Annotated in this window: 12 protein-coding genes; 9 read left to right on the top strand and 3 right to left on the bottom strand. The window is 66.0% G+C overall.

Annotated elements, in window-relative coordinates:
* Positions 1-76 precede the first annotated feature (76 nt).
* A complete protein-coding gene (locus tag A5681_RS03255; protein ID WP_156737828.1) occupies positions 77-1,867 on the top strand; it encodes a family 2A encapsulin nanocompartment cargo protein cysteine desulfurase in 1,791 nt (596 codons plus the stop codon).
* A 24-nt stretch (positions 1,868-1,891) separates the two neighbouring features.
* Here A5681_RS03255 and A5681_RS03260 read toward each other — a convergent pair whose 3' ends face one another.
* The 3 genes from A5681_RS03260 to stf0 form a co-directional block, all read right to left on the bottom strand.
* Positions 1,892-3,022, bottom strand: coding sequence for a YeiH family protein (locus tag A5681_RS03260; protein ID WP_067269324.1), 1,131 nt, complete (start codon positions 3,020-3,022; stop codon positions 1,892-1,894).
* Positions 3,016-3,177: a hypothetical protein gene (locus tag A5681_RS26975; protein ID WP_156737826.1), complete on the bottom strand. Its 162-nt coding sequence runs from the start codon at positions 3,175-3,177 to the stop codon at positions 3,016-3,018. Before A5681_RS26975 ends, A5681_RS03260 begins: the two co-directional genes overlap by 7 nt.
* 116 nt (positions 3,178-3,293) lie before the next feature.
* Entirely contained in the window at positions 3,294-4,097 is an 804-nt protein-coding gene (stf0, locus tag A5681_RS03265) for a trehalose 2-sulfotransferase (RefSeq protein ID WP_067269325.1), read from the bottom strand.
* Between the two features lie 608 nt (positions 4,098-4,705).
* Between stf0 and A5681_RS03270 the strand changes: the two genes are divergently transcribed.
* The 8 genes from A5681_RS03270 to A5681_RS03305 are packed head-to-tail and all read left to right on the top strand — an operon-like array spanning position 4,706 to position 13,728.
* Complete coding sequence (locus tag A5681_RS03270; protein WP_067269349.1) at positions 4,706-5,473, top strand: MlaE family ABC transporter permease; 768 nt, start codon at positions 4,706-4,708, stop codon at positions 5,471-5,473.
* Positions 5,470-6,318: an ABC transporter permease gene (locus tag A5681_RS03275; protein ID WP_067269329.1), complete on the top strand. Its 849-nt coding sequence runs from the start codon at positions 5,470-5,472 to the stop codon at positions 6,316-6,318. Before A5681_RS03270 ends, A5681_RS03275 begins: the two co-directional genes overlap by 4 nt.
* A gap of 4 nt (positions 6,319-6,322) precedes the next feature.
* The gene (locus A5681_RS03280; RefSeq protein WP_082968179.1) at positions 6,323-7,591 is read left to right on the top strand and encodes an MCE family protein; all 1,269 of its coding nucleotides are present in this window, start codon (positions 6,323-6,325) and stop codon (positions 7,589-7,591) included.
* 11 nt (positions 7,592-7,602) lie between these two features.
* Positions 7,603-8,616 (top strand): MCE family protein, encoded by a 1,014-nt coding sequence (locus tag A5681_RS03285; protein WP_067269333.1) that lies wholly within the window; start codon positions 7,603-7,605, stop codon positions 8,614-8,616.
* On the top strand, positions 8,613-9,794 hold the full coding sequence (locus A5681_RS03290) for an MCE family protein (RefSeq protein WP_067269335.1): 1,182 nt from the start codon (positions 8,613-8,615) through the stop codon (positions 9,792-9,794). Before A5681_RS03285 ends, A5681_RS03290 begins: the two co-directional genes overlap by 4 nt.
* Entirely contained in the window at positions 9,791-11,131 is a 1,341-nt protein-coding gene (locus A5681_RS03295) for an MCE family protein (protein WP_067269337.1), read from the top strand. The genes A5681_RS03290 and A5681_RS03295 overlap by 4 nt, the downstream gene beginning before the upstream one ends.
* The gene (locus A5681_RS03300) at positions 11,128-12,249 is read left to right on the top strand and encodes an MCE family protein (RefSeq protein ID WP_067269339.1); all 1,122 of its coding nucleotides are present in this window, start codon (positions 11,128-11,130) and stop codon (positions 12,247-12,249) included. The genes A5681_RS03295 and A5681_RS03300 overlap by 4 nt, the downstream gene beginning before the upstream one ends.
* Positions 12,250-13,728 (top strand): MCE family protein, encoded by a 1,479-nt coding sequence (locus tag A5681_RS03305; protein ID WP_067269340.1) that lies wholly within the window; start codon positions 12,250-12,252, stop codon positions 13,726-13,728.
* Positions 13,729-13,731 lie beyond the last annotated feature (3 nt).

Below are 13,731 nucleotides of genomic sequence, written 5' to 3' on the forward strand. Positions count from 1 at the left end.
CAGCGCGCCCGACGCCACGGCCGCCACGTCGGCCGGGCAGGCGGCCGCCGGCGCCGCGGACGTCTATCCGGCGCCGATTCCGGCGCTGGGTGTCACCGACATCTACCTTCCGGCCCCGACGTCTCCCCAACCCGAAACGCCACCGCAGGCGGTTCCGGTCGCCCCGCGCGGCAGCGCGCCCGACGCCACGGCGGCCACGTCGGCCGGGCAGGCGGCCGCCGGCGCCGCGGACGTCTATCCCGCGCCGATTCCGGCGCTGGGTGTCACCGACATCTACCTTCCGGCTCCGGTGACACCGGAGGTGGACGCCCCGCCGCAGACGGTTCCCGTCGCGCCCCGGGGCGGGCTGCCGGACACGGCCGCGGGGCTCGGCGACTTCGTCGGTTTCGGGGTGCCGGGCCATGGCATCGTGCCGATCGTGCCCGGGGCGGGGACAGGGGTGCCCACGGCAGTCCCCGCGGCTGCGCGTGCGGCGTCGCCGTACTCGGTGCCCTCCTGGGGCTCCGACGCGCCCCCGGTCCCCGACCTGGGCTGGGCGGACGGCGCCGCGCCAACGCCGGTAACGGCCGGAGGTGACGAGCACAATTACTCCTTCCTGAGCGTCGCCGAGACCGTGCCGCGGCTGCCCGACGAGCACGAGGTGTTCGACGTCAACGCGATCCGGGCGGACTTTCCGATCCTGAAGGAGGTCGTCAACGGAAAGCCGTTGATCTGGTTCGACAACGCGGCGACCACCCAGAAGCCGCAGGTGGTGATCGACCGGCTGTCACACTTCTACGCCCACGAGAACTCCAACATTCACCGCGCGGCACACGAATTGGCGGCCCGGGCCACCGATGCGTACGAAGAGGCGCGTGACACGGTGGCCGACTTCATCGGGGCGCCGAGCCCCGAGAACATCGTGTTCGTCCGTGGCACCACCGAAGCCATCAACCTGGTGGCCCACGCCTGGGGTGCAAAGCATCTGCAACCGGGCGACGAAATCGTCATCACCCACCTCGAGCACCACGCCAACATCGTTCCCTGGCAACTCATTTCGCAGAAGACCGGCGCGATCCTCAAGGTTGCGCCGATCGATGACGCCGGCAACCTGCTGCTGAGCGAATTCGAGGAACTGCTCGGTCCGCGGACGAAGTTGGTGGCCGCCACCCAGGTGTCCAATGCGCTCGGCACGGTGGTGCCGGTCGACAAGATCGTCGAGCTGGGCCACCGTTACGGCGCCCGGGTGCTGATCGACGGAGCTCAGTCGATTCAGCACATGCCCGTCGACGTGACCGAACTCGGCGCCGACTTCTTCGTGTTCTCCGGGCATAAGATCTACGGCCCCACCGGAATTGGCGCACTCTACGGTACCGAGGAGGCACTGACGGAGACGCCGCCGTGGCAGGGCGGCGGCCACATGATCGCCGATGTGACGATCGAACGCTCGCTGTATCAGGGGCCGCCGACCAAGTTCGAGGCCGGCACCGGCAACATCGCCGACGCGGTCGGGTTGACCGAGGCGCTGCGCTACGTGCAGCGGTTGGGCATCGAACGCATCGCGGCCTACGAGCACTCGTTGCTGGAGTACGCGACCCCGCGCCTCGCCGACATTCCCGGCGTCCGGCTCGTGGGCACCGCCACCGAGAAGGCCAGCGTGCTGTCCTTCGTGCTGGCGGGACACGAGCCGCTCGAAGTGGGTAAGGCGCTCAACGCCGAGGGGATCGCGGTGCGCGCCGGGCATCACTGCGCGCAGCCCGCGCTCCGGCGACTGGGGCTGGAGGCCACCGTCCGCCCGTCGTTCGCGTTCTACAACACCTTCGAGGAGATCGACGTCTTCCTCCGGGCGGTGCGCAGGATCGCCGAGGGTGGTACCAACGTCGGTTGACGGCCCCCGCGCGGCGGGCCACGGCTAAGTGCCCGTGTACCAACCCAACACGCGCGATGTCAGCAACACGATGCCCAGCGACACCGCGGCGACGACGGTGAGGCCGATGACCGCGACCACCAGCGGCCGCCACCCCGTGCGCGCGATCTGGCGGATGTCGGTGTTGAGTCCCACGCCGGCGAAGGTCAGCAGGAACGCCCATTTCGACACGTTGGCGAGGTTGGCGGTTTGACCCTTGGTCAGCCAGCCCGCGGTCGCGATCGCGGAGACCACCAGGAAGCCGAGCACGAACTTCGGGAACTTGTCCCAGACGAACGCGGCCTTGGCCTTCGCGCCGGGCGCGATCGCAACGGCCTGGCCACGCGCGGCCCAGTACAGCGCGAAGCCCAGGACCACGAACCCGATCAGGGCGTTACGGGTCGACTTCACCAGCACCGCGATTTTGCCGGCATGGTCAGAGTACAGGTAGCCGGTGGCCGTGGTCTCGGCGGTGTTGTCCACGGAAAGGCCTGCCCACAAGCCGAATTCGTGATCGGTCAGTCCGATCGCGTGGCCCAACGGCGGCAGCACGAACAGCGACACCGCGCCCAAGGCCAAGATCGCCGCGATCGCGTAGCTGACATCGGAGTTGCGGGCCCGGATTGCGCCCTTGGCCGCGACAATGGCCGACACCCCGCAGATGGATGTTCCGATCGCCAGCAATGAGCCGAGCTTGCCCGACAGCCCGAAAGCGCGCGCCGCCACGATGATGATCGTTCCGGCGATCGTCATGTCCACCAGGATCTGTACCAGGCTGATGCCGCCCAGTTTGGCGATATCGCCCAGCACGAAACGCGAACCCAACGCCACAATCCCGACCTTCAGCCAGAATTCGTAGGTCAGCACGCCGGGTCGGAAGATCGGGTGCAGGCCGACGGTGTTGGTGATCAGCAGCCCGATCACGATGGCCCACAACACGTATTCGATGTCGGGAAGGGTCAGGTGCTGGTGTTTGGCCAGCGCGTTCCACCAGATCTGGGCGTACTTGCCCAGCAGGCCGACCCCGATGAGAAGCAGGATGCCGGGGAGGTAGTCGAGCGGGCGGGTGCTGGTGAAAGTGGCCTCAGCGGAGGTCTCGTCGGGCTCGGTGCGAAGGGTGCTCACGGGCGTCACCACGGGATCTTCGGAAGCGCGTCGGCGACTGCCAACGCGACGATCACACCGGCGACCGCGGTCGCCCACCAGTCCACCGATATCGAGCCGAGCCGCGCGGCCCAGCCGGGCGGTCGCGACGTTTCTTGGTCGCCTTCAGTCGGCACGCCTTCACTCACGTTCGGTGCTCCTCATTCGTCCAGGGCGGCCTTCGACGCCACACTTCGCTGACGGAATGGTCGCGTCTCGTCGTGCGACGACCAAGTGATTGGCTCGTGCTGAATCTAGATGTGGGTCAGGTTGGCAGGCCGAGCTTCTCGGCGTCCGCGCGGTACCGGTCCACCCACTCATCGGAGCGCTGGTCGGCCTGACGTTCCAGTACGGGCTCGGGGGCCAGCCGTGGGTCCAGCCCCAGCGCCTCCAGAATGGAGGCCACCACCTGAGTCAGGTTGCGCCACAACACCGGATAGGGGATCTCCATCGGCTTGACGCCTTCCTCGGCGAACCAATTCCGCCAACCCTCGTTTTGGGCGCGCAGCATGGTGACGACGTGCGCGATCGCGCCGGCGTGATAGGTGGCGCGCGCATCGCGCGCCGGGTCCGGCCTGCCTCGCCACACCCGCGTCTGCACCGCTCGCCAGAACGACACCGCCTGCGAAATGACATCGGGCCGATGCACATAGATGAAGAGCGGCTCTTCGCCCACCACGTCGGTGATGGCGGCCAGCAGACCGTCGCCGCTGCGATCCGGGAGATTCTTCGCGCGGTTCAGCAAGAGTGGCGTCTGGTTCCACATCAGCTTGCCGCCCCAGATCCCGTTCGGTGTCCGCCCGACCGTCCGGATGTAGTCACGCCAAATCTCGGGCGGCGCGAGGTCCGGTGTTCCGGGGTCCAGCGGGTCAAGCAGGCTCAGGATTGATTCGTCCTCCACGCCGGCGAACCACTCCCGCGGCTGGGGCGCCTGGCTGGTGGCGGGCAAGTATTGAAAGAACTCTTGCGGCTCGCCTGCGACGCCGGTCGCGCGCAGCGATTCGACCAGGAGTGTGCTACCGCTGCGTTGGGAGGCCAACACCAGGTAGGAGGACGGGGTATCGGTCACCCGACTAAGCGTATCCGGGCGGAAATGCCGTCGCTATCCGCGCTTTTAGCCTCATCCTGAACCTAACCATTGCTTTGAGCGCCGATGATCCGCACCGTGTCGTCTGGCGGCGATAGCCGAACGGGACGGTGGCCGTGGGCGCTCAACCAAGTTGTTGGCAACGGAAGACTCGTCACGCGACGAGCGGCCATTCCGCGTTCCCGCTGCCGAGGCGCTCCGCGAAGTCTGTGACATTCGCCGCCTGCTGGCCCGCGCGTCTTCGCGCCCCACCGGCCGGGTGCCCCGCGGTCTGAACTCGAACGACGGATCAGCGCCACAACCTGGGGTTCCCTCTGTTTTCGCGTGCCGGGTGTGCAGACGGCACGAGCCCATCGCGGAGCGTTAGTCGCATTGACCAAGTTAGCTTCGTGTTGATTCCAACCCTGACGCGGTTTTGGGTTTGCCCGTAAATTCCTCGCGTGATCTAGGCGCGCACAAACTGACACCGCGGTCGGCGTGTAACAACAACCGGTGCTTTCGCGCTGGCTAATTGCCGGCGCATTGATTGCATTACGAGAATGGAACACGGGATTGGGGCATATGGACGGCGGTCGGGCGGAGTGAGCCTCGTGAACGGCTCCGCCATCGCGAAGCCCATGAACGCGTTGGGCGAGTTCTTCCTCCTCAGCGCCCAAGCGCTGATCGCCGCGGTGCGGGGCCCGTGGGCGTGGCGGGAGTTGCTGGAGCAGATCTGGTTCGTCGCGCGGGTGTCCATCTTTCCGACGATCATGCTGTCGATCCCGTACACGGTCCTCATCGTCTTCGTCCTGAACATCTTGCTGGTCGAGATCGGCGCCGGTGATCTGTCCGGCGCCGGCGCGGGTCTGGCGTCGGTGACGCAGGTCGGGCCCGTCGTCACGGCGATGGTCGTCTCCGGTGCCGGGTCGACCGCGATGTGCGCCGACCTGGGCGCCCGCACCATCCGCGAGGAGATCGACGCGATGAGGGTGATCGGCGTCGATCCCGTTCAGGCCCTGGTGGTTCCGCGCATCATCGCGGCCACGTTCGTCGCGGTCCTGCTCTACTCGGTGGTCGCGGTCACCGGGCTGGCGGGCAGCTACGTTTTCGTGGTCTTCGTTCAGCACGTCACGCCAGGGGCCTTCGTCGCGGGAATGACGCTCGTCACGGGGCTGCCCCAGGTAGTGACGTCGCTGATCAAGGCCACGCTGTTCGGGTTGTCGGCGGGGCTGATCGCTTGCTACAAGGGCCTGTCGGTGGGCGGCGGTCCTACCGGCGTCGGCAATGCCGTCAACGAGACGGTGGTCTTTTCTTTCATGGCACTGTTTTTCATCAATATCGTCCTCACCGCGCTCGGCGTGAAGGTCACCGCGAAATGACCGATGCAGCGGGGGAGCCGTCGTGGATCATCGGCCTTGGCCCGAGGGCGACCGATTACGCCCGCAAGCTCGGTGAGCAGACCGCGTTTTACGGGCAATCCCTGGCCAACATCATCGACGCGGTACGACGCTACCCGGGCGAACTGCTTCGGCTGATCGCCGAGATGGGCATGGGCACAGGTGCTTTGGCGGTGATCGGGGGCACCGTGGGCATTATCGGCTTCCTCACCCTGACCACCGGCGCCCTGGTCGCCGTCCAGGGCTACGACACGCTGTCCAACGTCGGCGTCGAGGCGCTGACCGGGTTCCTGTCGGCCTTCTTGAATGTTCGGATGATCGCGCCGTGCACCGCCGGCCTGGCGCTGGCAGCCACGATCGGTGCGGGCGCGACCGCGCAACTGGGGGCCATGCGGATCAACGAGGAGATCGACGCGCTGGAGGTGATGGGCATCCGCGCCATCACGTACCTGTCATCGACACGGATCATCGCCGGAATCCTGGTCGTCATCCCGCTCTACGCCGTCGCGGTGCTGATGTCGTTCATCGCGGCCAAGTTCCTGACGATTTACAGCTACGGCCAGTCACGCGGGGTGTACGAGCACTACTTCTCCACGTTCTTGCGCCCCACCGACTTGTTCTGGTCGTTTCTCGCGGCCCTCACCATGGCGACCGGCGTGATGGTCGTGCACACGTATTACGGTTTCACCGCGACAGGTGGTCCCGCCGGCGTGGGGGAGGCTGTCGGGCGTTCGGTGCGGTCATCGATGATCGTCACGGCGTTTGTCTGCCTGGCGATTTCGTTGTCCGTCTACGGGCAGTCCGGCAACTTCAACCTGTCGGGATGACTGCATGAGCAATCACAGCGCGAGCGGGTCTCGGCAACGGAATCGGGTGCGTCGCAGCAGAATCGATCCGATCTGGTGGGCGCCCACTCTGTTCATTCTTGTGGCGGCGATCATCGCGTTGACCGCGGGGGCGTTCTCGGGCAAATTCCAGGAAACGATCCCGTTGACGCTGGTGTCGGACCGGGCCGGGCTCGTGATGGAGCAGGGCGCCAAGGTCAAGCTGCGCGGCGTGCAGGTCGGCCAGGTGGGGTCGATCGGCACCGACGTGAAAGCCGCTCAGCTGCAACTCAAGATGCAACCCGGCCCGTTCAAGTACCTGCCGAGCAATCTCGAGGCGGAGATCAAGTCGACCACGGCCTTCGGGTCGAAATACGTCGACCTGATCGTGCCGGAACACCCCAGCGCGACTCCGCTCAAACCCGGCGCGGTGCTGCACTCGCGCAACGTGACGGTCGAGGTCAACACCGTTTTTGAGAATCTTCAATCGGTGGTCCATGCGATCGACCCGGCAAAGCTGAACTCGATCTTGTCCGCCTTCTCGGAAGCGTTGCGCGGCAAAGGCGAACGGCTCGGGCAGGCCATCACCGGGGCGAACGGCGTGTTGCTGACCGTCAACCCCCGGATGGACACCATCGACAAGGACTGGAGGCTGTTCGGCAAGACGACAGCGATCTATTCCGATGCGGCCCAAAATATTCTGTCGATCCTGGACTCCGCGGCGACGACCAGCACCACCCTCACCGAAAACCAACGGTCCCTTGACACGCTGCTGCTGTCGGCCGTCGGCCTGAGTCAGACCGGCATCAACGTCATCGGCCGGAACGAATCCAACATCGTGCGGTCGATCAACCTGCTCGATCCGACCACGGCGCTGCTGAACAAGTACTCGCCGACCTTCACCTGCTTGTTCCAGGGCGCGCAATGGTACGTGGACCACGGGGGCCGAGACGCGTTGGGCGGCAACGGCTATTCGGTGATCTTGGACGCCGGGCTGCTGTTCGGTGACGATCCGTACCGCTACCCCAAACACCTACCGAAAACCAACGCCACTGGCGGACCGGGGGGCAAGCCCAGCTGTGGGTCGCTGCCCGACCCGAGCGCCAACTTCCCGGTGCGCGCGCTGGTCACCGACACCGGGTGGGGTGCCGCCCCGAATGAGATCCGTACCAACATGGCCGTCGGCAATCCGTGGTGGGCCAACTGGTTCCCGACCACCAAGAACCCGCCGGAAGCGCCGCGTTACTTCTACCGGGGGGGACAACCGCCGCCGTGAAACGACGAAAGATGTCCGCCATCATCGTGCGCATCGCGGCGTTCACCGCGGTGTGTGCGGTCTTCACGTTCACGCTGATCGCCGTCTTCGGCCAGTTTCGCTTCGAAGACCGCACCGGCTACCAGGCGGTCTTCACGAACATCTCCGGTCTGAAGTCCGGCAACTTCGTCCGCATCGCGGGGGTGGAGGTCGGCAAGGTCGGGGACCTGCACCTGCAGCGCGACGGCACCGTCACCATCGGCTTCTCGGTGGACAAAGGGGTGCGCCTCACCGAGGGGACCAAAGCCGCTGTGCGCTATGAAAACCTGATCGGCGATCGCTACCTCGCCCTGGAGGAGGGGCCCGGCGCGCAGCGCCTGCCGCCGGGCGCGACGATCCCGTTGGCACGGACGTCCCCGGCGCTGGACATCGATGCGCTGATCGGCGGGTTCCGGCCGTTGTTCCGGGCGCTGGACCCCGATCAGGTCAACGCCCTGTCCGGTCAGTTGCTCCGCATCTTTCAGGGTCAGGGCGGAACCGTCGCTTCGGTGCTGGCCCAGACCTCGATGCTGACTTCGACATTGGCTGGGCGCAGCGAGCTCATCACCCAGTTGATCAGCAACCTGAACACCGTGTTGCACACCTTCGCCGCCCGCGACCACGAATTCTCCGACGGCCTGGACAAGCTGTCCCAGTTCGTGAATGGCTTGGCGCAACGCAAGGATGACATCTCCACCGGGCTCGCCTACGTCAACGCGGCGGCCGGCTCGGTCGCCAACCTGCTCGTCCAGGCCCGCCAGCCGATCAAAGACGTCGTGCACGAGACGGACCGCATGTCGGCGCAGGTGCTCTCCGACCGTGACTATGTCGACAACCTCCTCAAGCAACTTCCCGACATCTATCAGGTACTCGCCCGGCAAGGCCTGAACGGCGACTACTTCGGGTTCTACTTCTGCGAGGTCCTGATGAAAGTCAACGGGAAGGGGGGCAATCCGATCTTCATCAAGCTGTTCGGCCAGCCGAGCGGGCGGTGCACGCCGCAATGAGCCAGTCCAAAACCAAAGCCGGCGGCCGGCGAAGCCCGTGGAAGATCGGCGCGATGGGCGTCTTCATCTTGGTGTGCGTGACCGTCGCGGCCTTCAAATACGACAAGCTGCCATTCATCAAGAACACCAACGACTACGCGGCCTACTTCTCGGAGGCCGGCGGCATCCGAGCGGGTAACTCGGTGCGCGTTTCCGGCATGGGTGTCGGGAGGGTCACCGGCATCAAATTAGAAGGCACCAAGGTTCGAGTCAGCTTCACCGTCCGTAACTTCATCACGTTGGGGGACCGCACGGAAGCCGCGATCAAGACCGAAACCATACTGGGCGCCAAGATGCTCGAGCTCACGCCACGCGGAGAAGGGAAGTTAGCCGGCACCATTCCGCTGGAACGGACCCACTCGCCCTACGATCTTCCCGACGCGCTCGGGGACTTGACGACCGAGATCAGCGGACTGGACACCACGCAATTATCCTCTGCGTTAACGACTTTGGCGGACACCTTCCGGCAGACACCGTCGGAGGTCAGGCCCGCACTGGAGGGCGTTGCCCGTTTCTCCGAGACACTGAACAACCGCGACGCCCAGCTGCGCAGCCTGCTGGGGAACGCCAACAAGGTCTCGACGGTGCTGGGCCGACGCAGCCAGCAGATCGCCGCTCTGGTGGCGGACTCGAATGCGCTGCTGGCCGCGCTGCTCGACGAACGCGATTCCATCGACGCGCTGATGAACAATCTCACCGCGGTGTCACATCAGGTTTCAGGGCTCGTCAACGACAACAGGACTCAGCTGAAGCCCGCCCTCGACAAGCTCAACGGCGTGCTCGAGGTCCTCGACAACCGCAAGCAGGACATCCAGGCGAGCCTGCCCAAGTTCAAACGCTACGCGATGTCGTTCGGCGAATGCCTGGGCTCCGGACCGTTTTTCAAGGCCTACGTGGCGAACCTGATCCCGGGGCAGATCAGCGGGCCGACGATCGACGCCCGCATGTACAACCGGTTCCTGGACCCCGAGCAGAAGCTTCCTTCGGAATCGGTGGACCCACCCACCGGAACGCCCCCCGTGCCGCCGGAGCAAGCGCCGCACCCGATCTGGTCCCAGCCCCCCTCGCCGGGCCCGGCGCCGGGCCCGCCGCCTGAGCCCGAGCCGGCGCCCGTCAACGGTCAAGCGGGGGGACAGTGAAGATAAGCCGCCGCACTCTGCAACGCCTGACCGCCGTCAGCCTGATCGGCACCCTTGCCGTGGCTTCGTTCCTGGTCGGCTCGAAGCTGTGGAAGGAGGTCGAAAGGAACACCTACACGGCCTATTTCACGGAAGCCAACGGCTTGTTCGTCGGCGACGACGTGCGCATCCTCGGCGTCACGGTCGGGGTGATCGACAAGATCGAACCGCAACCCGACAGCTCAAAGGTGACCTTCTCCGTCGACAAGCAATACGCCATCCCCGCCAACGCCCGCGCGGCGATTCTGTCCCCGTCGCTGGTGACTCCGCGGGCGGTCCAACTCGTTCCCGCCTATTCGGGCGGTCCCAAACTGAGCCCCGGCGCGTCGATCCCGCTGGGCCGCACCGCCGTCCCCGTCGAATGGGACGACTTCCGCAAGCAGCTGGAGAAACTGACCGACGCGTTGCAGCCGACCTCCCCGGACGGGGTGAATTCGCTCGGAGAATTCATCAACTCCACCGCCGACAACGTGCGCGGCCAGGGCGACACCGCCCGCGACACCGTGATCAAGCTGTCCGCCGCGATCTCCGCACTCGGCGATCACGCCGACGACATCTTCAGCACCGTGCGCAACCTGCAGCTGCTGGTCTCGGCGCTGTCCTCCAGCAGTGACTTGCTGGCCTCGTTCAACGAGAACCTGGCCGCCGTCACGACGCTGCTGACGAACACGCCCGGCGAAGTCGCCAATGCGGTCAAGGGCCTCGACGGTGCGCTGACCGATCTGCGCGACTTTCTGGCCGAAAACCGGGAAGCCATGGGGGTTACCTTCGACCGGCTGGGCTCCGTGACGACCGCGTTGAACGACAGCCGCATGGACATCAAGCAGATCCTGCACATCGCGCCGACGGTGTTCCAGAACTTCCTGAACATCTACCAGCCGGCTCAAAGCGCGATGACCGGCATCATCGCGTTGAACAACTTCGCCGACATCCCGCAGTGGATCTGCAGCTCGATCGAGGCGGCGTCGCGGGCCCGGTTGGACCGGGTGTCGAAGCTGTGCCTGCAATACATCAACCCGATCATCAAAAACCGGCTCTACAACTACATCCCGGCGGGCCTCAACCCCTTTGTCGGCACCCAGGCCCGCCCCAGCGAGATCACCTACAGCGAGGATTGGCTCCGGCCCGGGTATACGCCTCCGGCACCGCCGCCCGACGCGCCCCCACCACCGCCCGAAGCGCCGACGCCGCCGGCCGCCGAAGCGCCACCCGCGCAAGCGCCGCCGCCCGCGCCGAGTGGCACGGTCAATTCAACGCAGGTGCTGCGGGACTTGATGCTCCCGGCAGGTGTGTCATGAGGCGCGCGATGACGGCGGCGCTCGTCCTCGCCTGCCTGGGCGGGCTCACCGGCTGCGGCTGGAAGGGGCTGAACTCGTTCACCCTTCCCGGCACCTCCGGCAACGGCCCCGATGCCTATACGATCCAGGCCCAAATGCCCGATGTCGTCACGATTCAGGAGAACACCCGGGTTCGGGTCGACGACGTCAACGTCGGCAATGTGACCAAGATCCAGCTGCAGGATTGGCACGCGCTGGTCACCATGCGCATCAACGGCGATGTCCACCTGCCGGCCAACGCGACGGCCAAGCTGGGGCAGACCAGCCTGCTCGGATCGATGCATATCGAACTCGCCGCGCCCAAGGACGAACCGCCGGTCGGCCAACTGAAAGACGGTTCGCTCATCCCGCTGTCGCACGCGAGCATGTACCCGACCACCGAGCAGACCCTGGCTTCCGTCTCAGTCCTGCTCAACGGCGGAGGAATTGGGCAGCTGCAGGAGATCACGCAGGCGATCGCCAAGGCATTCGCCGGACGCGAGAACGACATGCGCAGCCTGCTGCGCCAGCTGGACGAATTCATCGCCCGGACCAACGATCAAACCGACGACATCATTGCCGCCGCCGAGAATCTCAACTCGCTGGTCGGCCAGTTCGCCGACAAGGACCCGGTGGTCGATAAGGCGTTGACGACCGTGCCGAAAGCGCTGACGGTGTTGGCCGACGAGCGCACCAAGATCGCCGACGCGATCGACCAACTCGGCAAGTTCAGCGCCATCGCGGCCGACACCGTGCGCCAGAGCAAGGAATCTCTGGTCAACAACTTGCGCAATATCGCGCCGGTCCTGCGCTCACTCGCTGACGCGGGACCGGCCTTGACCAAAGGGCTGGATGGCTTGGTGGCCTACCCGTGGCCGGCGTCGACCGCGAGGAATTGGTTCCGCGGCGACTACGCCAACCTCACCCTGATCGTCGATCTCACGTTGAGCCGCCTCGACACCGGCTTCTTCACCGGCTCGCGGTGGGAGGGCAACCTCACCCAGCTCGAACTGCAGTGGGGGCGGACGATCGGGATGCAGCCCAGCCCGGCCACCGCGGGCAACCCCCTGACCTACCCATATCACTTCGGGGGGTACTGAGTGCTGCGTCTGAACCGCCGGACCTGGATCCAGTTGTCGATCCTGTCCCTGGTGACCGTCCTGTCCTGCGGGGCAATGGCGTTCAATTACATGAAGCTGCCCGAAACCCTCTTCGGGATCGGGGAGTACGTCGTCACCGTCGACCTGCCCGAGTCGGGCGGGCTCTACCAGACCTCCGTGGTCACCTATCGCGGCACCGACATCGGTCAGGTCAAGTCGGTCGATGTGACCGCAACCGGGGTCCGCGCGGTGCTCGCCATCAGGTCGGGCGTCAAGGTGCCCGCCGACGTCCAGGCGTCCGTGCACAGCCGCTCGGCCATCGGCGAGCAATACATCGAGCTCACCCCTCAGCCCGGCAAGGACGGTGATCACGGCCGGGCGCTGCGAGCGGGCGATGTCATCCCCGCCGGCCGAGTCGACGTGCCCGTCGACATCGGGCACCTGCTCGACGTGACCAACCGTGCGCTGCAGGCGATTCCGCGCGACAACCTGCGCACCGTGGTCAACGAGACGGATCGCGCGGTCGGCGGTCTCGGACCCGAGTTGTCGCGAATCGTCGACGGGTCGGCGGCGCTGGCCATCGCCGGGGGGCAGACCGTCGGGCCGCTTGCCGCCTTGATCGACCAGACGCCTCCGGTCCTCGACTCCCAGATCCAAACGTCGGATTCGATTGAAAGGTGGGCCAGTCGAACCGCGGCGATCACCGCCCAGTTCAAGGCGCAGGACGCCGCCTTCCGCGACCTTTTGACGCAGGGGACCAACGGGGTGGAGGAAAGTCGGACGCTGCTCGACCGGGTGTCGCCGGCGCTGCCGGTGCTGTTCGCGAACCTGGTCAGCCTGGGCGACATTGCCGTCGTCTACCGGCATGACATAGAACAACTTCTGGTGCTCTTCCCCCAGGGCATCGCGGCGATGGCCGCAATCGTCGTGCCCAGCTCCAACACCAAACAGGAGTACCGCGGCGCGCAATTGGACTTCAACCTCAACATCAATCTGCCGCCGCCATGCACGACGGGATACCTGCCGCCCACGCAGCGCCGGTCCCCGGCCAACGTGGACGCACCCGACCGACCCGCCGCGGATCTCTTCTGCCGCGTCCCGCAGGATTCGGAGTTCAACGTTCGCGGGGTCCGGAACATCCCGTGTGAGAGCAAGCCGGAAAAACGTGCCCCCACTGTCGAATTGTGCGAAAGCGACGAAGAATACGTACCGCTCAACGACGGCTACAACTGGAAGGGCGACCCGAACGCCACCTACAGCGGTCAGGGTGTACCGATGTACCCGCCCGGACAAGACCCGCGGCTCCCACCGCCGCGGGGCACCGCGCCGCCGGCACCCGCGCCGCCGCCGCTCGCCGTCGCCACCTACGACCCGGCCAACGGCGACTACATCGGGCCAGACGGGCGCCGCTACACCGAATTCGACCTGGCCCACCCGCGTGCCAAGAACTGGCAGTCACTTCTGGTGCCGCCGGCTTAAGCA

It is taken from the genome of Mycobacterium scrofulaceum (genome assembly GCF_001667885.1).
Classification (GTDB): domain Bacteria; phylum Actinomycetota; class Actinomycetes; order Mycobacteriales; family Mycobacteriaceae; genus Mycobacterium; species Mycobacterium scrofulaceum_C.